At 57.0% G+C, this 21,171-nt stretch carries 17 protein-coding genes; 4 read left to right on the forward strand and 13 right to left on the reverse strand.

The window, feature by feature from the left end; genetic code table 11:
• Window position 1 precedes the first annotated feature (1 nt).
• Window positions 2-235, forward strand: a complete 234-nt coding sequence (locus OZ410_RS08695) for a hypothetical protein (protein ID WP_277707559.1) — start codon at window positions 2-4, stop codon at window positions 233-235.
• A gap of 10 nt (window positions 236-245) precedes the next feature.
• Here OZ410_RS08695 and OZ410_RS08700 read toward each other — a convergent pair whose 3' ends face one another.
• Window positions 246-932: an arylesterase gene (locus OZ410_RS08700; protein ID WP_277707561.1), complete on the reverse strand. Its 687-nt coding sequence runs from the start codon at window positions 930-932 to the stop codon at window positions 246-248.
• A gap of 71 nt (window positions 933-1,003) precedes the next feature.
• Between OZ410_RS08700 and OZ410_RS08705 the strand changes: the two genes are divergently transcribed.
• Both OZ410_RS08705 and OZ410_RS08710 read left to right on the forward strand, forming a co-directional pair.
• Window positions 1,004-1,672, forward strand: coding sequence for an ABC transporter ATP-binding protein (locus OZ410_RS08705; RefSeq protein ID WP_277707562.1), 669 nt, complete (start codon window positions 1,004-1,006; stop codon window positions 1,670-1,672).
• Between the two features lie 4 nt (window positions 1,673-1,676).
• Entirely contained in the window at window positions 1,677-4,244 is a 2,568-nt protein-coding gene (locus OZ410_RS08710) for an ABC transporter permease (protein ID WP_338156651.1), read from the forward strand.
• Between the two features lie 134 nt (window positions 4,245-4,378).
• Here the strand turns inward: OZ410_RS08710 and OZ410_RS08715 are convergent, their stop codons facing one another.
• From OZ410_RS08715 to OZ410_RS08765, 11 genes are all read right to left on the reverse strand, one after another.
• On the reverse strand, window positions 4,379-5,194 hold the full coding sequence (locus OZ410_RS08715; RefSeq protein WP_277707563.1) for a hypothetical protein: 816 nt from the start codon (window positions 5,192-5,194) through the stop codon (window positions 4,379-4,381).
• 448 nt (window positions 5,195-5,642) lie between these two features.
• A complete protein-coding gene (locus OZ410_RS08720; RefSeq protein WP_277707564.1) occupies window positions 5,643-7,202 on the reverse strand; it encodes an amidohydrolase family protein in 1,560 nt (519 codons plus the stop codon).
• A 56-nt stretch (window positions 7,203-7,258) separates the two neighbouring features.
• Window positions 7,259-9,778, reverse strand: a complete 2,520-nt coding sequence (locus OZ410_RS08725) for a M14 family metallopeptidase (RefSeq protein WP_277707565.1) — start codon at window positions 9,776-9,778, stop codon at window positions 7,259-7,261.
• Window positions 9,779-9,843: 65 nt separating this feature from the next.
• Window positions 9,844-11,061: a sensor histidine kinase gene (locus OZ410_RS08730; protein ID WP_277707566.1), complete on the reverse strand. Its 1,218-nt coding sequence runs from the start codon at window positions 11,059-11,061 to the stop codon at window positions 9,844-9,846.
• Between the two features lie 161 nt (window positions 11,062-11,222).
• Window positions 11,223-14,585, reverse strand: a complete 3,363-nt coding sequence (gene secA, locus OZ410_RS08735; RefSeq protein ID WP_277707567.1) for a preprotein translocase subunit SecA — start codon at window positions 14,583-14,585, stop codon at window positions 11,223-11,225.
• 213 nt (window positions 14,586-14,798) lie between these two features.
• On the reverse strand, window positions 14,799-15,023 hold the full coding sequence (locus OZ410_RS08740; RefSeq protein WP_013551418.1) for a DUF2795 domain-containing protein: 225 nt from the start codon (window positions 15,021-15,023) through the stop codon (window positions 14,799-14,801).
• A 132-nt stretch (window positions 15,024-15,155) separates the two neighbouring features.
• A complete protein-coding gene (locus tag OZ410_RS08745) occupies window positions 15,156-15,734 on the reverse strand; it encodes a cob(I)yrinic acid a,c-diamide adenosyltransferase (RefSeq protein ID WP_277707568.1) in 579 nt (192 codons plus the stop codon).
• Window positions 15,735-15,750: 16 nt separating this feature from the next.
• Window positions 15,751-15,912 (reverse strand): hypothetical protein, encoded by a 162-nt coding sequence (locus OZ410_RS08750; RefSeq protein ID WP_277707569.1) that lies wholly within the window; start codon window positions 15,910-15,912, stop codon window positions 15,751-15,753.
• 19 nt (window positions 15,913-15,931) lie between these two features.
• Complete coding sequence (locus OZ410_RS08755) at window positions 15,932-16,420, reverse strand: hypothetical protein (RefSeq protein WP_277707570.1); 489 nt, start codon at window positions 16,418-16,420, stop codon at window positions 15,932-15,934.
• 39 nt (window positions 16,421-16,459) lie between these two features.
• The gene (locus OZ410_RS08760; RefSeq protein ID WP_277707571.1) at window positions 16,460-18,337 is read right to left on the reverse strand and encodes an ABC-F family ATP-binding cassette domain-containing protein; all 1,878 of its coding nucleotides are present in this window, start codon (window positions 18,335-18,337) and stop codon (window positions 16,460-16,462) included.
• The gene (locus OZ410_RS08765; RefSeq protein ID WP_277707572.1) at window positions 18,334-19,515 is read right to left on the reverse strand and encodes an Lnb N-terminal periplasmic domain-containing protein; all 1,182 of its coding nucleotides are present in this window, start codon (window positions 19,513-19,515) and stop codon (window positions 18,334-18,336) included. Before OZ410_RS08765 ends, OZ410_RS08760 begins: the two co-directional genes overlap by 4 nt.
• 138 nt (window positions 19,516-19,653) lie before the next feature.
• Between OZ410_RS08765 and OZ410_RS08770 the strand changes: the two genes are divergently transcribed.
• The gene (locus OZ410_RS08770; protein WP_277707573.1) at window positions 19,654-20,385 is read left to right on the forward strand and encodes a CDP-alcohol phosphatidyltransferase family protein; all 732 of its coding nucleotides are present in this window, start codon (window positions 19,654-19,656) and stop codon (window positions 20,383-20,385) included.
• 11 nt (window positions 20,386-20,396) lie between these two features.
• Here OZ410_RS08770 and lptB read toward each other — a convergent pair whose 3' ends face one another.
• A complete protein-coding gene (lptB, locus tag OZ410_RS08775) occupies window positions 20,397-21,140 on the reverse strand; it encodes an LPS export ABC transporter ATP-binding protein (protein ID WP_277707574.1) in 744 nt (247 codons plus the stop codon).
• Window positions 21,141-21,171 lie beyond the last annotated feature (31 nt).

The following is a 21,171-nucleotide window of genomic DNA, read 5'->3' on the forward strand; positions in this document are numbered from 1 at the left end:
CATGAAAGCCATTGTAACCCTCATTTTTGTCCTTTTTATCGGTGTTGCCGCCCAGGCTCAGGTACGTCCTGCTCAGGTAAAAGTAGAGACCCTGCAAATGGAGCTGGTGCAGGTGGCCGAAATTCAACAAAACATGGCAACTGCCAAGCAGGTGGCCCGGCTGTATCGCCGCAGTGGTTCCCGTGTAAAGAAGGCGCTCAGCTTCGGTACCCGCAAGGATCGTCAGTACGCCTAGGGTTGGCCGGTCAGGGATTAAGAACGCCCTTCAAAACTTCCCATACATTATCTGCAACCATCTCATGCCCCTTTGCCGTGGGGTGGATGCCATCTGCCTGGTTCAATTCAGGTACACCCCCTACATCCTTTAACAGAAAAGGGATCAGGTAAGTTTCTTCCGCCTTGGCAATTTCAGGGAAGAGGTTCTGGAAGGTATCCGTGTATTCCGGGCCCATATTCGGGGGGATTTGCATCCCCGCCAGCACCACAGTTGCGTCCGGATACTTTTCCCGCACCCTGCGGATGATATAGACCAGATTTTCCCGCGTCTCGGTCAGGGGGATGCCCCGCAGCCCGTCATTGGCGCCGAGTTCCAGCACAAATACATCTACTTCCTGGCGCAGAATCCAGTCCAGACGGCTGCGCCCCCCTGCAGTGGTTTCCCCGCTAAGGCCGGCATTGACCACCCGGTAGGGATATCCCAGGGAGTCCAGGCGTTCCCCGATTCGCGCCGGGAAGGCCTGGGCGGGTTCCAGGCCGTAGCCCGCAGTCAGGGAGTCCCCGAAAAACAGGATCACGGCGGCTTCGGCTTTGGGTGCATCGGGTGTTTCGGCCTCCACCGCTTCGGGCCTGGCTTCCTTTTTTCCGGCCTCTGGCCCGCACCCCAATAACAGGAGTACAACTAAAAAATAACGAAATTTTAAGAGCTCTGCCATAGTGTGTATTCGGGTATTTCTTCCTGATATGCGTAATTTCAACCCTTTTAAAATCGGAATCTTAGGGGTTTATGTCAAAGATATTAAACGTGGACCAGCTACGGAAAACCTATCCCAGCGGGGATCAGGAGCTCACGGTGCTGGAAGATATTTCCTTTGCGGTGGAAACCGGTACCACCTTTGCCATTGTCGGGCCCTCCGGCAGCGGGAAAACGACTTTGCTGGGCCTTTGCGCCGGCCTGGATAAGCCGGATGAGGGCCGCGTGGCCCTGTGCGGGGAAGACCTGACCCTGCTGGACGAAGACCAGCGGGCCTTACTGCGCAACCGGGAGGTTGGGTTTATATTCCAAAACTTCCAGCTTTTGCCTACCCTTACGGCCCTGGAGAATGTGAGCCTGCCCCTGGAGCTCCGGGGGGAAAGCGGGGCTGCGGATACGGCCCGGACCCTACTCTCTAAGGTGGGGCTTGCAGATCGCCTCCACCACTATCCCAGTCAGCTTTCCGGGGGGGAACAACAACGGGTGGCCCTGGCCCGCGCATTTGCCAACCGGCCCAGCCTGCTTTTTGCGGACGAACCCACAGGCAACCTGGACGATGAGACCGGCAGCCGCGTGGTCGAATTATTGTTCGATTTGAACCAGGAAGCGGGTACCACGCTGGTAATCGTTACCCACGATATGGACCTGGCCCGCCGGTGCCATCAGATCCTTAAACTTAAAGGCGGCCGCGTACAGGTTTAGCTCCATGGACGGATACCCCCAAAATATTTCAAAGGTTAAAAACCGGGCATCGGTAGGCTGGCTGTTCCGGATGGCCTGGCGGGATGGTCGCGCCAGCCTCAGGCGGCTGCTGTTGTTTATGAGTTCTATAGTCCTTGGAATTGCAGCCCTGGTGGCGATTCAGCATTTCGGTCTCACCCTGGAAGCAAATATTTCGGGTCAATCCCGGGAATTGATGGGCGCAGATTACCTGGTAGATACCGATGCCACCCCAGGTCCTGAATTGCTGGACACCCTGGCCCAATTGCCCGGGGTTATGAAAAGGGAGGTAAATTTTGCCTCCATGTTGTCTTTCCCGGACCGCAGCGGCACCCGCCTGGTGCGTATTCGGGGGGTGGAGTCCGGATTTCCCTTTTACGGATCCCTGGTAACGGAGCCCGCAGGTGCAGGCATGCAGTTTGGCGCATCCCGCGGGGCCCTGGTGGATGCCACAGTCATGACCCAATATGCCCTGGAGCCCGGGGATTCCATACGTATTGGCCGGCTAACCCTGCCCATCTCGGGCAGCCTGGTAGATGCTCCGGGGAATACCCAAGTGTCTACCTCTGTAGCCCCTGCCATCTGGATTCCGTATCCCCTGGTCGAAGCCACCGGCCTGATCCAGGTGGGAAGCCGCGTGGAATATAATTTCTACTTCCAGGTACCTCCGGGAACAGAACTGGATGCGATATACGAACGCTGGGATCCCAGCCTGGATAACGCCCAGGCCGATATGGACCTGCATACGGACACCAGCGCACGCCTGGGCCGGCGGTTCAACAATGTGGGCCGCTTCCTGAAGCTCGTTGGTTTTATCGCCCTCTTACTGGGGTGTCTTGGGATTGCCAGTTCCGTACATATCTATATGCGGGAAAAGCGGGCTTCGATAGCCATCCTGAAATGCCTGGGAGCGTCCCGCAGGCAAAGCATGCTGATTTTCCTGATCCAGATTGCGGGCATAGGCCTGGCCGGGGGCCTGGTCGGTACCTTACTGGGGCTGGGACTGCAGGCTGTATTTCCTTTGCTGGTTGGGGAGTTTCTCCCGGTAACCCTCCAATGGGGCCTACACTGGGAACCTTTGGTGCTGGGGGTTTTGCTGGGGATTGGGATGGCCCTGCTTTTTGGGATCCTGCCCTTGTTAAGCGGGTGGTTTGTAAGCCCCCTGGCCGTACTTCGGGTAAACCTAAAGCCAACAGGTATTTCCAAACGGGTAACTGCGGCCATTCTCCTGTTGATCCTCTTTGTCCTTTGGGGGGTAACCTCCTTGTTGCTGGAGCGACCCCTGCGGGCCTTGTGGTTTGTCCTGGGCCTGGCGGTAGTCTTTCTGGTACTTACACTGATTGCCTGGGGCATTATGCGTGGCATCCGGAAATTTTTCCCCACGGGATGGGGCTTTGAAGCCCGGCAGGGGCTGCAGAACCTATTCAGGCCGAATAACCAGACCCTGGTTCTGGTGCTGGCCATTGGGATCGGTACCTTTTTAATCAGCACCCTCTATTTTACCCAGGATATGCTGCTGGCCCGGGCCCAGCTGGAAGATGCACGGCCCACGGCCAACCTGATTTTGCTGGACGTTCAACCGGAACAGACCGAAGCCGTGGCCGGGGTGATCCGGCCCACCGGGATGGAGGTCCTGGAAGACATTCCTATCGTTACCATGCGCTTGCTGCGCATTAAAGACCGTACGGTGGAAGCCCTCAGGGCCGATACCACCGCCACCCTGAACCGGTGGATCCTGAGTCATGAGTTCCGGGTAACGTACAGGGATTCACTCATTCCCTCCGAAATCCTGCGGGAAGGGGAGTGGGCTTCGTCCTACTCCGGCCAAGGCCCCGTGCCGATTTCCCTATCGGACAATGTAGCCCGGGACGCCCAGGTTGGGGTGGGGGACACCCTGGTATTTAACGTACAGGGGGTGCCCATGGAGACCTTTGTCAGCAGTATCCGGGAGGTGGATTGGGGCAGGATGCAATTAAACTTCTCGGTAGTCTTTCCTCCCGGGGTCCTGGAGGAGGCGCCCCGTTTCCACGTAATTACCACCCAGGCATCGGATGCGGAGCGTTCTGCCCGCCTGCAACAGGCCCTGGTACGCTCTTTTCCGAATATCACGGTGCTGGATATAAGGCAACTGCTCGGGGTGGTTGGAGACATCCTGAATAAGATCAGTTGGGTAATCCGCTTTATGGCCTTTTTCAGCATCCTTACCGGGTTAGTAGTCCTGCTGGGTGCCGTGCGTACCAGCAAGTATCAGCGTATACGCGAGAGCGTGCTGCTGCGCACCCTGGGCGCCACAGGAAAGCAGGTATTGCGGGTTGCGGCCCTGGAGTATTTGTTCCTGGGTGCCATTGGCAGCCTGCTGGGGGTATTCCTGGCCCTGGCGGCAACGGAGTTGCTGGCCCTGGGTGTTTTTGAGTTACCATTCCGGCCCTCCTGGGTCCCCTTTGGGGTGGTATTTCCTTTTATTACGCTACTGGTGCTCACCATTGGGCTGCTCAACAGCCGGGGCGTGGTAAAGAGCCCTCCGTTGCAGGTATTGCGGCGGGAGGGCGTGTAACCCGAAAGGCGGTCTGTTTTTTATTTGATTTGAGGTACGGGTCCCACCACCCTCCCACCCAATCACAAAATACCCTCCCGCCCCGCAACCTCCTTGCGGGATCAAAGCGAATGTTGATTATGGGCAATCGAATCTCAGGGCAGGCTGATGTCCATGGGAAAACGGAGAGCCACCCATTGGGTTTCCGTCGGGGTGAGTTCGGTCAGGGGTTTGCCTAATACGCGGCGCGCAAATTGATCCCTGGCTTCGGTAACCGCCCGCGCAATCTGGTCTTTCAGGCGGGTAAAGCCCCGGAATTTCACATCGGGTTCAGGCTCAATCAGGTAGCGGGCCTGGGCCCCGAACCGGCGGGCATGCTCAAAGATGCGGGCTTTCAGTATTTCTTCGGGTACCAACTGGTCGGCTACGACCACCTGCCCTCTTTCATTCAGGTACAGGCGCATCAGGTTGGCTCCCGGCGTAGGGGGCATCCCGGTAGGATTGTTAATGGGCTGAGCAGCTGCCGCTGCTGAGGCTGAGGCCTGCAGGGCTATCAGCGGGTAGGTCATCAGGCGGTAAAAGGGGTCTTCCAGGTCTGCCGGTTGCAGCAGGTCCAGCAGGGCTGAAGCCTGCAGGTCTGCGGGGGTATTTTCGGCCTGCAGTACCTGAAGACGGTCAAGAAACCGGGTCATCAGGGCATCCGGGTGGCGGGCTATCCAGGTGACGGCCTGATCCCGGCAGTCCTCGTTGGCTTCCAGGGGGGTGCCTTCGGTGCCGCTGCGCTGGGAAAAGGAAGGGCCGGTCCAGAAGTCCAGCCGAAGCCCGGAGGCCAGTTGTTGCAGCATCCCCCTGTAGGCATCTGCCCCGGGGGCTTCCAACAGGCCGGCATCCAGCAGGTCGGTCTCAAAAGCCTGCATAAGGCTGTCCAGGTTTTGACCGCGAAGGGCATAGGCCTCGCTAAGGCAGTTCATAACCATTCCGGTGCCATCCGGTGGCTCCGCCTCCTGTGCTCGAATAGGGGTATGGCCGGCCCAAAAACAGGCTAACAGGGTGCAAAGGGTAAATCTGGTGAAGTAGTTCCGTTCCAATGGTGTCCCGATTTATTCGAAAGATACAAAATTGTGACTTGGAGCACCTGTGGTTTTTAGGCAGGATTAACTATCCTTATTCCTGGTTTTCAGGCATTTTCAACTAATTATTAGGTGGTTCACCCGAAATCGGGTGTGGCAATGGTTATTTTTTCCTTACTTAGGTACACGATGCCGGTAGAGTTACCGGTATGTACAAACAACTCAGCCTATGATTGTTTTAGTGATTACCGGACTCCTGGGGGCCTTTTCCCTGGTCTTGTCAGGCATCCGAAAGCTGCGCCCCGTGCGCATTGAGAAGTAAAGTACAATCCCCCGAAAGGGGGATTTCTTATTCTACGCCGGGCTGCCGGATTTCATAACCTTCAGCGGCCTTAGCTTCTTTCACCTGGCGCCGGACATCTTCCAGCAATCCCTTGGCATCGAAGACAATACCGTCTTTGATGGTGTACTTCACCCCGCCCACGCGCACTACTTCGTTGTCTGCGGTGAGTTTAATGGCGCCGGTACCATACAGCACCTTCAGGTTTTCCAGCGGGTTTTCCTCCACCACTACCAGATCGGCCAGTTTACCTACTTCCACAGTACCCAGTTGCTGGTCCATGCCCAGGGCCTCCGCCCCATTCAGGGTAGCGGCCCGGATAATTTCCAGGGGGTGAAAGCCGGCTTCCCGCAGGAGTTCCAGTTCACGCACATAGGCAAAGCCGTATAATTGGTAGATAAACCCGGAATCCGAGCCTGCGGTGACCCGTCCTCCGCGGTTTTTGTATTCGTTGATAAAGGTCATCCACAGCTGGTAATTCTTTTTCCAGGCCACTTCCTGTTCGGTACCCCAGTAATGCCAGTAAGACCCGTGGGAAACCATGCTGGGCGCGTAGAAGCGCCACAGGGAAGGCAGGGTATAGTCCTCGTGCCATTCGGCCCGGCGTGCCCGGTGCAGGTCCCGGCTCGCCTCATAGATATTGAAAGTGGGGTCCAGGGTAAAGTCCAGGGTCAGCAATTCCTCCATAACGGCATTCCAATGGTCGGAGTAGGGGGGTGCGGCCTGTTCCCAGAGCTTGCCCGCCTCCTCAAAGCGGTGCTGTTCGTTGTTGTAGTTGTAGTCCAGGGGATAATTCTGGACGGTGCGATCCTGGAAAAGGGCCTCCGGGAGCCCGTACCAGTGTTCCATGCTGGTGAGCCCGGCCCGGGCGGAGTGCAATACATTCCATCGGGCTACGGCCAGTTGGGCATGGTGGCAGGCGGAACGCAGCCCCAGTTTCTTGTTTTCGTCCAGGGCAGCGGTCATGATATCCGGTGACGCCCCAAAGAATTTTATGCCATCCGCCCCTTTCTTAGCGTTGTTGCGAACCCATTCCCTGGCCTGTTCCGGGGTATTGACCTCTGCGCCCTGCCCAAAACCGGTATAGATAAACAACCTGGGGGCAATGATGCTATTGGAAGCGCTCTTGCGTTTCAGGTCCATGGAAAAGTCCACGCCACGCCCGCTGGGTTCCCGCACCGAAGTAATGCCGTGCCCCATCCAGAGTTTGAAAACGTAATCCGGTTCGGCTCCCTGTGCCGTGCCGCCAATATGGCCGTGCATGTCGATAAAGCCCGGGAGGACATACATCCCTGATGCATCGATCTCCCGCCCCCCGGGTTTCAGCTTGGGCCGGCGTTCCGGGTTGATGGCCACGCCGGGATAACCGACGGTTTCCACCCGGGTAATGCGGTTGCCTTCCACCACAATATCCACAGGTCCCATGGGCGGCGCCCCATTGCCGTTAATCAGGGTAGCGCCCCGGATGATGAGCTGTTCAAAAGGGCCTTCGGAAAGCGGTTGCTGTGCGCCTGCCGAAAACACGATGCCCAGTACGGCGGCCAGCAGGAGGTAAATGGATTTTTTCATAGTGGTTGGATGGTGTTTTGATTTCTAAGGTTCCGTCTTTTTTTAAAGTAGGTGGTTCAGTCCGGAACCTCAATATGGTTCCCCAAAAAGAGGGCGTTCAGGAACAAGCGGTTGGTACCATACCAGCTGCCTCGGAAATTCGGGTTGTCTGCAAAGAGTACCACCCGGCCCCTGCCCATGGGCGAAACCAGGAGGGAGGCAGATTTCCGTGCGAAATCATTCAGGTTTTCCGGGCTGATATACCCGTCTACATGGGGAGACTGGGTGTATTGGGCCACCGTGGCATAGGGGTTTTTACTGGGGGCCAGCCAAACCGTATTGTTTTTATAAACGGGGATCTGTTTCCGGGAGTACCCGAAGGCCAGGGGGTGGGTGAGGTCCAGGTCTGCCTCCAGGATTACGCCCCCTACTTCCTCCCGCCCCAGGTTTTCAGGGGCATCCGCATAAGGCAGGCGCCCGGCTGGGGCTGTACTGTCTTTTTCCGCTTCCAGCAGGATCTCTGAAACCCAGCCTTTTCGTATGGCATGGGCCGCCCCGCCGGCTATGGCAATCAGGGTATTACCACGCCCCACCCATTCGCGAAGCTTCTTTTCCTGGGCTTCGCTGAAGTTGTAGCGTCCGCTCACCAGCACCAGGGTATTGTAACCGTCCAGGCGGGCGCCGTCCAGGTCGCGCAAGGGGATTTTGGTAATGGGCATCCCCACCCGGGTATCCAGCAGGTGCCAGACCTCCCCGGCTTCGTAGGAGCGTACGCCTTCGCCAATCAGCATGGCGGCCTTGGGCCGGCGGATGGGCTGGGTATACCGGCTCCCCAGGTCTACCCCTTTCAGGTGGTATCCGGAGACCACGGCATAGGCGGGTACCTGGAATTCCTGTTGGGCTTCCAGCAGGATTTTATGTATTTCCGCCGCCGGTTTGCCCTGCGGTTGAACCGGCAGGACCAGGGTGCCGGCATCAAAGCTTTGCGCCTTTCCGTTTACCTGGGTGGTAAAGGGTTTGAAGGCGCTCGCCAGGGTGAGTCCCAGGGTTTGCAGCCGGTGCAGCAGGGCCGGGGCATTGTAGTCGTTCCAGTCGATCAGGTAAGCGTACTCAGACGGGGCCACGGGCTCCACGGGGAACAGGCCCTCCAGACTACTGATTTCTTCTCCGGCAGGGGCCGAACGCAGGGTCTGGTAGGGGATGTTGTAGAAATTGGCCACAGACCAGGCCGAGGCGTCGTAAAAGACAGAATCCCGGTACCGGCGGTAGGTTTCGAAAAAGGTTTGCACCATGCGATAATGCGGCTGGCTGGTCGGGATTACAAACTCCCCCTGGGCGGTTTTGCGCACTTCAACCCGGTGGATCAGGAGTTTGTCCAGCAGGGCTTTCATGCGGTTTGCATCCTTGCCTGGACGCAGGCGGTACGCGCCCACCCGCGAGGCTGCGGCATTGCGCAGGGCGCTGGTAAAAAAGTTTTTCTGGTACCGCCTCAGGTAATCCTTATTTTCCACGGCTGCCTTCACGGTAGCCATGGTGGAGACCAGCTGGTTGCGGATGGTAAAGGCAAAGGTAATTTGCCCGTAGGCTGTATTCTGTACATGCCCCCGGGAACTGGCCTGTTCAAAGAGCAGCCCCAGCCCACCCTGCAGGTCCGGGTAGGAGGACCCGTACCCGGGGTAGGTACCGTCAAAGACTTCTTTCGTAAAATACAGGGAGCCGATACTGTCCAGGGCCTCCGAGAAGTATTCCGCGAATTGGTTATTCAGGTCCACATAATTTTCTTTGGGCATAATGGGGTTAAGCGACCCGTTGGCCTTCATGGGCTCGAAAAAGTGGGTGCTCTGGGTGCCCATTTCGTGGAAGTCCGTCACTACATTCGGGTACCACTGGTGGTACCAGTTCAGTTTTCCGCGGCTTTCCGGGTTGATGGCCAGCAACCAGTCCCGGTTCAGGTCAAACCAGTAGTGGTTGGTGCGCCCGCCCGGGAAGTATTCATTGTGTTCGGCATCCTGAGCATCGGCTACAGGGGGCGTACCCCGGTAGGAATTGGCCCATTGGGTGTGGCGGTCCCGCCCGTCCGGGTTGATGGTAGGGTCTACAAAAACAACGGCCTGTTCCCGGTGGCGCGCTATGCGCGGGTGCTCCGAAGCCACCAGGATATAGGCTGCCAGCATGGCGGCTTCCGAACTGGAAGGTTCGTTTCCGTGTACGTTATACCCCAGATTTACAAAAACCGGGAGGTCCGGGTCTGCCCTAAAGGGGGTGGCAGGGTCCGTAAAAGCCAGGTGGCGTTCACGCAATTCGGGCAGGGCCGCCAGGTGTTCCGGGCTGCTGATGCGCAGGATCACCAAAGGGCGTTTTTCGTGCGTGTACCCGTAAACTTCTATTTCGGCCCGGTCGCTGCGTTCGGCCAGGGTCTGCAGGTAATGCACAATCCGGTCGTGGCGGGTGTGGTACTCCCCGATCCCATACCCCAGGAAGGTTTCGGGCGAAGGGATATCGGTCCGGTAGGGTTCGTATTGTTTCAGGAAATAGTCCTGGCAGAAGGCCTGTACGGCGGCCAGGGCCAGAATGGCGGATAGGAGTGTGGTTCGCATGGGTTGGTTTTCCTTGGTATCAGGTCCTTAAAGATAGGAATATTTCCTGCGTACGGCCAGCGGGATCAGGCCAGGGTATGGAAGGGAGCCTGGCTTATTTCCTCGAAGCGGATGATGTAGTTGGTGCCCTGCTTGGACAAATCCCGGATCACAGAGCCTTTGAGCTGGCGGGTAAGGTTGTGGATAAGCTTCAGTCCCAGGGATTTGGTGGTGGTGTGGCTCACGTTTTCGGCAAAGCCTACCCCGTTGTCCCCGATGTGGAGCACGTATTCTTTCTGGTCTTCCTGCTGGAGCACAATGGAAATCTCCCCGGAATCCTGGTCTTTGAAGCCGTATTTCAGGGCATTGGTCACGGCTTCGTTGATCAGCAACCCCAGGGGAATGGCTGTATCGATCCCCAGCTCGATATCAGGGATGTCGATATTGAGGCGGATATTGCTCTCCGGGCCCTTAATGGATTTTACGAGGTAGTCCCCCAGGTCCTGTACATAGGAGCGGTATTCGATTTTGGCCAGGTCGTCCCGCATGTACAGCATTTCATGGACCATGGCCATGCAGACCACGCGATTCTGGCTGCTCTGGATCAGGTTCTGGATATAGGGATCTTCCACACCCCGGCTTTGCATGCGCAGGAGGCTAGAAACCGTCTGCAGGTTGTTCTTAACCCGGTGGTGTACCTCCTTCAGGAGCATTTCCTTCTCCTTCATGCGTTTTTCCATCTTGCTTTTGGTGCGGTACAGCCGATGCTGGGTTTCCATCAGCTGGTAGCCAAAGACCCCGCCCAGCAGGAACAGGGCCAGCAGGATGCTCAGGAAGGCGAAGGCATCCCGGGAGCCTTCGGGCACGGTATTTTCCGCTATGCTGTATTCGGAGAGGCTCTGGGAGTACACCAGGACCAGGATCAGCATACTCAGGGTGAGGTAAATCCGCCCATATCTGGGGGCCTGTACATATCCCGAAAATACCACCAGGGCCAGGGTAAAGATAAAGGGGCTGTTGATGCCGCCGCTATATAGCACTACGCTCACTGCTCCAATCAGGGCCAGGAACTGGGTGATGTGGTAGGTGACCTTCAGGTTCTTGTGGGAACGGTGGAGCCAGAGATTCAGGCTATTAGATAGGGCAAAGCCCAGGAGCATGGCCGGGACAACCCCTTGCATGTCCAAAAGGAACCAGGCAATCAGGGCAAAGAGCAGGCAGGATGCAGAAGTGGAAAGGCTCACCTTAAAAAACAGGGTGGTCTGGTCCTGCAATTGTTCGAGGTGCCGTTCCTTTTTCCGCATTTTAATAAATATCGGCTTTTCGGACATTTCAGCTGGCTGGCCGGGGGATCACTCCGGCTATGTAAAACTAGGTTTAATTCCCCATAAAATCCAAATTCCCGAGTCCCGAAACCAAAAAAAGCGACCCCGGGGGATCGCTTTGTTCGCATAGGCGGGGATTTCTATTCGTCCACAAGCACCCATTCGCCTTTGGCGATCAGGGGTTCCGCCTGTTTGAATTTCAGGGTCTTGTTTTCCCCGGACATCACATTTTTGATGGTGACCCGCTCATTCCGGCCAATTTTGGGTTTTTCCCGCGTAATGGTCTCGGTAATCTGGGTCCGCTGCCCGGCACCGGCCCCTGCTGCCCGGTTGCGCGCGGCCAGTTCGTCGCTGTTGGGGATTTCCTCCTTGCTGGTTTTCAGGTTTTCCTTGGGCCGGCGTACCTGGCGGGCTTCCTGGATCTGCTGGGTGTTGGCCGAGGGCAGTTCCCCTTTGTAGAGGAAGGAAACCACGTCCTTGTTCACCTTGTCGATCATCTCCTTGAAGAGCTCAAAAGCCTCGAACTTGTAGATCAGCAATGGATCCTTTTGCTCGTGCACCGCCAGCTGTACGGACTGTTTCAGTTCGTCCATCTTCCGCAGGTGCGTTTTCCAGGATTCGTCAATGATGGCCAGGGTGATGTTCTTCTCGAAGTCCGCAACCAACTGCTTACCCTGGCTTTCATAAGCCTTTTTCAGGTCGGTCACTACATTCAGGGTCTTGATGCCGTCCGTAAACGGAACCACGATCCGCTCAAAGCGGTTGGCTTCGTCCTCGAAGACTTTCCGGATTACCGGGAAAGCGGTCTCGGCCGAACGCTGCATCTTGTCGTGGTAATGTGTATAGGCTTCGGTGTAGACCCGCTGGGCGATTTCCTGGAACCCGAGCTTGGTAAATTCCTCCTCGGCAATGGGGCTGGTAATGGAGAAATACTTAATAAGCTCGAATTCAAAATTCTTGTAGTCGCTGGCTGCCTTGTTCGTATCGGCAATGACCTCGCAGGTGTCGTAGATCATATTGGCGATATCCACCTTAAGGCGGTCCCCCTGCAGGGCGTGCCGCCGCCGCTTGTAAACCACTTCCCGCTGGGCATTCATCACGTCGTCGTATTCCAGCAGGCGTTTACGGATACCAAAGTTGTTTTCCTCCACCTTTTTCTGGGCCCGTTCTATGGAACGGGTCATCATGCTGTGCTGGATCACTTCCCCTTCCTTCAGACCCATGCGGTCCATCATCTTCGCCACCCGCTCGGAGCCGAAAAGGCGCATCAGGTTGTCTTCCAGGGACACGTAGAACTGGGAACTTCCCGGGTCTCCCTGTCGTCCGGAACGCCCGCGCAACTGCCGGTCCACCCGGCGGGAGTCGTGGCGCTCGGTCCCGATAATGGCCAGGCCTCCGGCTGCCTTTACCTCAGCGGAAAGCTTGATGTCCGTACCCCGGCCCGCCATGTTGGTCGCAATGGTAACCACCCCGGCATTCCCGGCTTCGGCCACAATGTCGGCCTCCTTTTTGTGGAGTTTTGCGTTCAGCACGTTATGCGGGATCTTCCGGATGTGGAGCATGCGGGAGAGCAGCTCCGAAATTTCCACGGAAGTAGTACCGATCAGAACGGGCCTGCCACTCTCGGAAAGTTGGGTCACCTCCTCGATGATGGCGTTGTATTTTTCTCGTTTAGTCTTGTAAATCAGGTCGTTGCGATCATCCCGGGCAATGGGGCGGTTGGTGGGGATTTCCACCACGTCCAGCTTGTAAATTTCCCAGAATTCCCCGGCTTCGGTTACGGCCGTCCCTGTCATCCCCGCCAGTTTGCGGTACATCCGGAAGTAGTTTTGCAGGGTAATGGTGGCAAAAGTCTGGGTCAGGGCTTCGATTTTCACACTCTCTTTGGCTTCAATGGCCTGGTGCAGCCCATCGGAGTAGCGGCGCCCATCCATAATACGGCCGGTCTGCTCGTCCACGATCATGACCTTGTTCTCGATCACCACGTATTCCACGTCCTTCTCAAAGAGGGTATAGGCCTTCAGCAACTGGGTCAGGGTGTGTACCCGCTCGCTCTTAACGGCAAAGTCCTTGAAGAGCGCTTCCTTCAGTTCGGCCTCCTTTTCGATCTCCAGGTCCTGTTTCTCAATGGCCGCGATCTCGCTGCCAATGTCCGGCATGATGAAGAAGTCCTTCTCCTGGTCTCCGGAGAGGGATTCAATTCCCTTGTCGGTCAGTTCAATCTGGTTGTTTTTCTCGTCGATCACAAAGAGCAGTTCCGCATCCACCTTCGGCATTTCGCGGTTGTTGTCCTGCATGTAGAAGTTTTCGGTCTTCTGCAGCAGCTGCTTGATGCCCTCTTCGCTCAGGAACTTGATCAGGGCCTTGTTCTTGGGGAGCCCGCGGTGTACCCGCAACAGCAGGAACCCGCCTTCTTTCAGGTCGCCTTCGGCAATTTTCTTCTTGGCTTCGGCCAGTACCCCGGTCAGGTAGCGATGCTGGCGTTGTACCAACTCGGATACCTTGGGCTTCAGGTCATTGAATTCGTGCCGGTCGCCTTCCGGGACGGGGCCGGAGATGATCAGGGGGGTCCGGGCGTCGTCGATCAGCACGGAGTCCACCTCATCCACAATGGCGTAGTGGTGGGGGCGCTGCACCAGGTCGCCCGGGGTATGGGCCATATTGTCCCGCAGGTAGTCAAACCCGAATTCGTTGTTCGTCCCGTAGGTTATATCCGCATTGTAGGCGGCGCGCCGGCCTTCGGAATTGGGCTGGTGCTTGTCGATGCAATCCACGGAAAGGCCATGGAATTCGAAAATAGGAGCCATCCAGGCGCTGTCCCGCTTGGCCAGGTAATCGTTTACGGTAACCAGGTGCACCCCGTGACCGGCCAGGGCGTTCAGGTAAACCGGCAAAGTGGCGACCAAAGTCTTTCCTTCCCCGGTCTGCATCTCGGCAATCTTCCCCTGGTGGAGCACAATCCCGCCAATGAGCTGTACATCGTAGTGGACCATGTCCCAGGTTACCGGCTTGCCGGCTGCATCCCAGGAATTCTTCCAGACCGCCTTATCCCCTTCCAGGGCCACATAGTCCGCCCGGGCGGACAACTGCCGGTCAAATTCGCTGGCAGTGACCTCTAGCGTGGGGTTTTCCGCAAAACGGCGGGCCGTTTCCTTCACCACGGCAAAGGCCTCGGGCAGGATTTCCTCCAGGGTCTCCTCCGTTTTCTGGTGGGCCTGTTCGCGCAAGGCGTCAATCTGTTCGTAAAGCCGCTCGTTCTGGTCAATATCGTCAGAGGCATTCACTTCTTCCTGAAGCGCCGCAATCTGTTGCTGCAAATCGGCAATCCGTTCTGCTATAAGGGATTTAAAGGTTACGGTTTTCTGACGCAGGGCGTCGTGGGAGAGCTCCTGCATTTCCGGTCCGTGGGCTTTGATTTTGGCCACGATGGGCTGCAGGGCATTCACGTCTTTCTTGGCTTTGTCGCCGACAAATGCCTTTAAGACTGTATTGATAAAACTCATATTCTGCTGTTTTTTACCGCCTTTCCGGTGTAGTATACTGGACGGCAACCGGAAATGGGAGCTGTTACTGTTCGGGATGCTTTCCCGTATGGCCAGCGGCGCAAAAGGTGTTCCAGTTTCAACACCACCCCTGAAAAAGGGATGGGACCTGCCAAAATTACACAAAAAAAAAGCCTCAAACGAGGCTTTTTCCAGGAAACTTCCTGCCGTTTATTAATATTCGTCCTCGTTCCAGAGGTAGTCTTCTTCCGTTGGATAATCCGGCCAGATCTCTTCGATGGATTCGTAGATCTCTCCGCCTTCTTCCTCCATGGATTGGAGGTTTTCCACGACTTCGAGTGGCGCTCCCGTACGGATGGCATAGTCGATCAGCTCGTCTTTGGTAGCCGGCCACGGTGCATCACTCAGATAGGAAGCCAATTCAAGTGTCCAATACATCGCAGTAGATTGATTTTAAATTTTTTGCAAAAATATTTTTTATTCCTAAACGTCCAAGGAAATTATAACTTATTTACGCTGCCCGCCCAAATTTTGCGATTTGAGCAAATTCATAACGCGCAAATTGTGGAATTATTCCCCCGGCGCCCGCGGAATCCATTTTATTTCATCCGCTCCCAAAACTGCGGACAATTTCCGTGCCAATACGAAGAGGTAATCGGAAAGGCGGTTCAGGTATGCCAGCAGGACTGGGTCTACCGGACTTTGCTCGTGCAGCAGGGTGGTCATCCGTTCTGCACGCCTGCAGACGGTTCGTGCAATATGACAGTATGACACCGCCGGGTGCCCCCCGGGCAATACAAAATGCGTCATCGGTGGCAGGCTCTCGTTCAGCCGGTCAATTTCGGTTTCCAGAACCTGGATATCTGCCTCCCCCAGCAATGGGATGTTCAGCCTGGGTTTTCCGCTGCGCAATTCGGCCTTCTCCGGTTCGGTGGCCAGCATGGAGCCCGCCGTGAACAACTGGTCCTGTACACCTTGCAGGAAGGTGTGTATGCCTTCTTCCGGGGCGTGGTCCCGCAGCAACCCGATCCAGGCGTTCAATTCGTCCACGGTGCCGTAACTCTGGATGCGGATGTGGTGTTTCGGGACCCGGGTCCCGCCAAAGAGGCCGGTAGATCCGGCATCCCCGGTTTTGGTGTAGATCTTCATAGCGGTGGTTTGGCGGTCAGGCGTTGTCGTTTTGGGAATCGGACCGGCGGTCCCTCAGGCGCCGACCGTCCATAAAGGATCGGGATTTGCGCTGGCGGCCCTGTTTGCGGTTGTAGGCAGCTATCAGGAAATAGATCAGCAACAGTCCTCCGAGAATAAAATACAGCGTTTGGTCCATGGCGACTAAAAATAACGGTTTAAATCCGGATTTTAAAATGCTGGGGCGCTTGCGCGGCCCGGAAACACAACAGGGCAGCGGCATGGGTTTCGAGCAGCACGCAGGGGCCGGTTTCGGCCAGCAAGGCCTGCCAGTTGGCCCGTGCCTTCCGGTTTTTCCGGATCCCGCCAACATACAGGCAGGCATCCGCGTTCCGCCCGTGTCGCCTGAAAGGCCCTGACCGGGCATCCCCGGGGGTTTCGGCCAGGAAAAAATCATAGGGCGGGCCACCCCAGGCCTTTACCCGGCCCGTAGAGAGCAGCCATTGGGCCATGGGCCCATCCGGGGAGGCCGTGCCCACGCGTTCCGGTTCCAAATGGTCCAGGGCAGCGCAAAGCAGGCGGCGTTCCGTATCCATTCCCTTGTATTTCCGGGAGTACAGGGCCTGGTCCAGGAAAGCATAGGCGAATGGCGAATGGGTGCCGTGTCGGTTTCGGGCGCGCAGGTTAAACCACAGGCGGTGCAGCATGCCGGAATTTTTGTGCAAAGATACGGCTGGCCCTGGGAATTAACCGCCTTCCTCAATAGCGGCCAGTTCAAACCAGCGTTCGGTTTTGGCTTCCAGGGATTGCAGGAGCCCGGCCATTTCGATGGAAAGGGCGTCCATGTCTGCCCCGTCGGCATCCGGCCGGGCAAAGGCGGCTTCAATCTCCGATTTGCGTGCCTCCAGGGCCTCGATTTCCTTTTCCAGGGTCTCGTATTCCCGCTGCTCCCGGTAGGAGCGCTTGCCCTGCCTCATCCCACTACCTGGCGTTTTGGGCTGGGTTTTCGGGGCCTCCTCCATCCCGGCATCCCCGGATTCCGTTTCCGGAAAGCCCGTCAGGCGGTAGTCCGTATAATTCCCGGGGAAATCGCGAATGCCCCCCTTGCCGTCAAAGACAAAGAGGTGGTCCGTAATCTTGTCCATGAAATAGCGGTCGTGGGAAACGATCAGCAGGGTGCCGGGAAAATCCTGCAGGAAGGCCTCCAGCACGGTCAGCGTGAGGATGTCCAGGTCGTTGGTCGGTTCGTCCAGGATCAGGAAGTTGGGGTTCTGGATCAGCACGGTGCAAAGCATCAGCCGTTTTTGTTCGCCCCCGCTCAGTTTTTCAATAAAGTCGTATTGCGCTTTGCGGTCAAAGAGAAAGCGTTCCAACAATTGCTGGGCCGAGAGCTGCCGGCCTTTTTTAAGCGGGATGTAATCCCCGAATTCCCGTACAGCGTCAATGACCCGCTTGCCGGGGTCGGGCCTGAGTCCCTTCTGGGTGTAATATCCAATCTGTACGGTTTCTCCGTGCACCACCTTCCCGGCTGTAGGTTCCAGGGTGCCGGCCACCAGGTTCAATAAACTGGTCTTCCCGCTGCCGTTGGGCCCGATCAACCCCACGCGCTCCCCCCGCTTAAAGGCATAGGAGAATCCCTGGAACAGGGGCTCATCCCCAAAGCGTACCGCCGTGTTGTGCAGCTCCACTACTTTGGTGCCCAGGCGTTCCATGTTGATTTCCAGCTCCATCTCCCGCTCCTGCGGCCGGTTCAGGGCTTTTTGTTTCAGGGCGTGGAAATCTTCGATGCGGGATTTGGATTTGGTGGTTCGGGCCTTGGGTTGTTTGCGCATCCATTCCAGCTCCTGCTTGTACAGGGATTGTGTTTTTTTGGCCGTGGTAGCGGCCACGGCTTCGCGGGCCTCCTTTTCCCGCAGGTACTCCTGGTAATTCCCTGGATAGGGGTTTAACCGGCCACCATCAAGTTCCAGGATGCCGGTACAGGTACGGTCCAGGAAATAGCGGTCGTGGGTAACCATCAGCAGGCTGGTGTCCTGAACCCGGATATAGTCCTCCAGCCATTCGATCATTTCCAGGTCCAGGTGGTTGGTGGGTTCATCCAGCAGCAACAGGTCCGGGGTATCTATCAGGGTATGGGCCAGGGCCAGCCGTCGGCGTTGTCCGCCGGAAAGGGTCCCCACGCGGGCCTCGGGGTCGTCCAGCTTCAGGCGGGAGAGGATCTGGTTGAAGCGGGTCTCCAGGTCCCAGGCCTGGGCGCGCTCCATGGCGTCAAAGGCCCGCTGGTAGCCCTTGGTGTCTTCCGGCCGTTTCAGGGCTTCTTCGTATTGCCCCAGGATGCGGACGGTTTCGTTGTCCGAGGCAAAAAGGGTCTGTGCAACAGTCAGCCCCGGGTCCAGGGCCGGTTCCTGCTCCAGGTAGGCCACCCGGATGCCCTTGCGGTAGGTAACCTGCCCGCTGTCCGGCGGGTGCTTCCCGGCCAGGATATCCAGCAGGGTGGATTTCCCGCTGCCGTTGCGGGCGATCAGGGCAATCTTCTGCCCCTGGTTAATGCCCAGGGTAAGCCCGGAAAACAACTCCCGTTCCCCGTAGGCCTTGGACAGGTTTTCGGCGGAGAGCAGGTTCACTTGGCGGGTTTGAAATAATGGATCAGATAGGCGTAACGCAGCGCCAGGGCGGCCCAGGCAATGGGAATGACCGGTGAAAAGGATTGCAGCCCGGCGGCCCAGATGGGGAGGCAGAGGCCCAGCAGGGCCAAGGCCACCCAGAGCAGCCTGTAAATGGACGCTATGCGGGGATTGGCCCGGACCAGCAGCCATGCCGCGTACAGATTAGCGGGAAAGGCCCATAAGAGGTTGGCATTCCAGGCGGTAGAGGTATGGTCGGTCAGGAACCAGAGAAACAACAGCAATAACCCGGCAGCACCAGTGGTGAAAAAGAGCACAAAATCCAGAACCCTGCTGCGCGTCCCGTTCTGGTAGTCAATGCCCGTAATGGCCAGGGTAAAGCCCAGCAGCAGCAGGAGCCAGAACACGGGGGTTGCCGTAAAGTACTGGGAAACCTTGGGGTTCGGCAGGTCCAGGATAACGCGTTCCCGTTCCACCAGGGCGGAGTTGCCCAGGGAGGTGTGCTCCATTTGCTGCCGCACGTATGCCGGCAGAAACATGTATTCCTCCGGCTGGGCATCCCGGTCAATGACAGCCCCCAGGGCCAGGTCTATCCCCATACTGGACCAGGTGTTGGGTTCCAGGTTTTCCTGGATCAGTTCCCTGAAACTGCGGGGATCGCCTTCCAGGTACTCCGGGTGGAACACCAGGGAGGGGCCCAGGACCTGCTGCAGTACTTCCGGAATTTTGGTGGCGCAGTTTTCAAAGAGGAAATCGTAGGTGTAGTACCGGTTCTCCGGCAGGTTGTTGGTTTCCAGGAAGGACAGCAGGGCTTCCATCTGGGCGGGGTCCAGGTTCAGGAGTTGTTCCCGTACCCACCGGCGTTCCCACTGATACACATACAGGAAGTCCTCAAAGCTGGACTTGCTCAGGGCATAAGGCAACTTGCCGCGGGCAAATTTCAGGTAGAAGTTGGGGGTGTTGAAATCGAAGGTGCCATAGTTGTAGACCCAGTCGATGCCCCGGGCCGGATCCTTCAGGCGGAATGCGCTGTGGCCGAAGGTGGCATAGAGGTCGGTTCCCGGGCCGCAGGTCACCACGCTAAACCGGGCCTGTGTGCTCAGGGTAGGTTGTTGTCCGCGGGACCAGTGCACTGCCAGTGCCAGGAAGATCAACAGCAAGGTTCGGGTCCGCTTCATAAGGGAAAACGGGCCTTGAAGCCCGGTTGAACAAATATCCTAATAATTTGGCAATGTACAAGGCGGGGCAGCGGCCCAAAGCAGGGGGCTTCGCCTCGCCGGAATTGATTATTTTAGCGGAAGACCTTAAGATCGACCATGAAACACCTGCCCAACCTCCTGACTCTTTTAAACCTGTTCTGCGGCTCGGTAGCCGCGGTCCTGGCTGTGCTTAACCGCCTGGAATGGGCCGCTTTGTTTTTCCTTTTGGGGGTATTTTTCGACTTTTTTGACGGGCTCCTGGCCCGCGCCATGGGCGTGCAGTCCGAGCTGGGGGTGCAACTGGATTCCCTGGCGGATATGGTGACCAGCGGGCTGGTTCCCGGCCTGGTCATGTGCCAGATGCTGGGGATGTCTGCAAGCGGGGGCTGGAACCACGACGGGTTTTTTCAGCACTCCCTGGAGCTTACCGGCATGTTGCCCTTTGCGGGCCTGCTGATCACGCTGGGTACCTCCTGGCGCCTGGCGCGGTTCAATATTGATGAAAACCAGGTGCGTTCCTTTGTGGGCCTGCCTTCTCCGGCCAATGCCCTCTGGGTGATTTCCCTGCCGCTGATCCTGATGTACAACGGCAGCGAGTGGACCAATGCCGTTTTGCTCAATACCTGGGTCCTTTTGGGGCTCACGGTGCTCTCCACCTTCCTGCTGAATGCCCCTATTCGCCTGTTTGCCCTGAAATTCAAATCCTGGGACTTCCGGGAAAATGGACTGAAGTACCTGTTTTTGCTGTTGAGTGCGGTATTGCTTGCCACCCTGCAGTATCTGGCAGTGCCCCTCGTAATCCTGATGTATGTGCTTTTCTCCCTGGGCGTTCGTGAAGACGAACCATAGGGCAGGGAAGGCTATTCCTGAAAGAGCTTTTTCTTGCGCAGTTCGAAGTTCTGCCCCAGGTAGACCTTGCGGACCATTTCGTCCTCGGCCAGTTCCTCCGGGATCCCGGATTTGAGGATGCCCCCTTCAAACATCAGGTAGGACCGCTCGGTAATGGCCAGGGTTTCCTGCACGTTGTGGTCCGTGATCAGGATCCCGATATTCCGGTGTTTAAGCTGGGCCACAATGCGCTGGATGTCTTCCACGGCCACCGGGTCCACCCCGGCAAAGGGCTCATCCAGCAGGATAAATTTCGGATCCGTGGCCAGGGCACGGGCAATTTCCGTCCGGCGGCGTTCCCCTCCGGAAAGCAGGTCCCCGCGGTTCTTGCGGATATGGGTGATCCCGAATTCCTCCAAAAGGCTTTCCATGCGCATGTGCTGCTCCTTCTTGCTGAGGTTGGTGAGCTGAAGGACGCTCAGGATGTTTTTTTCGACGCTCAGTTTACGGAATACAGAGGCTTCCTGGGCCAGGTAGCCAATCCCGTACTGGGCGCGCTTATACATGGGGAAATGGGTGATCTCGGTCTGGTCCAGGAAAATGCGCCCGCCATTGGGTTTGATCAGCCCCACAATCATGTAGAAGGAGGTGGTCTTCCCGGCCCCGTTGGGTCCCAGCAAGCCTACAATCTCCCCCTGGTTCACTTCCAGGGAGATGCCGCGGACCACTTGCCGGCCCCGGTAGGATTTCATGATATTTTCGGCGCGCAATTTCATCTAAACCGGTTCAAACATACGTTTTTTAACG

Source organism: Robiginitalea aestuariiviva (assembly GCF_029537735.1).
GTDB classification, from domain to species: domain Bacteria; phylum Bacteroidota; class Bacteroidia; order Flavobacteriales; family Flavobacteriaceae; genus Robiginitalea; species Robiginitalea aestuariiviva.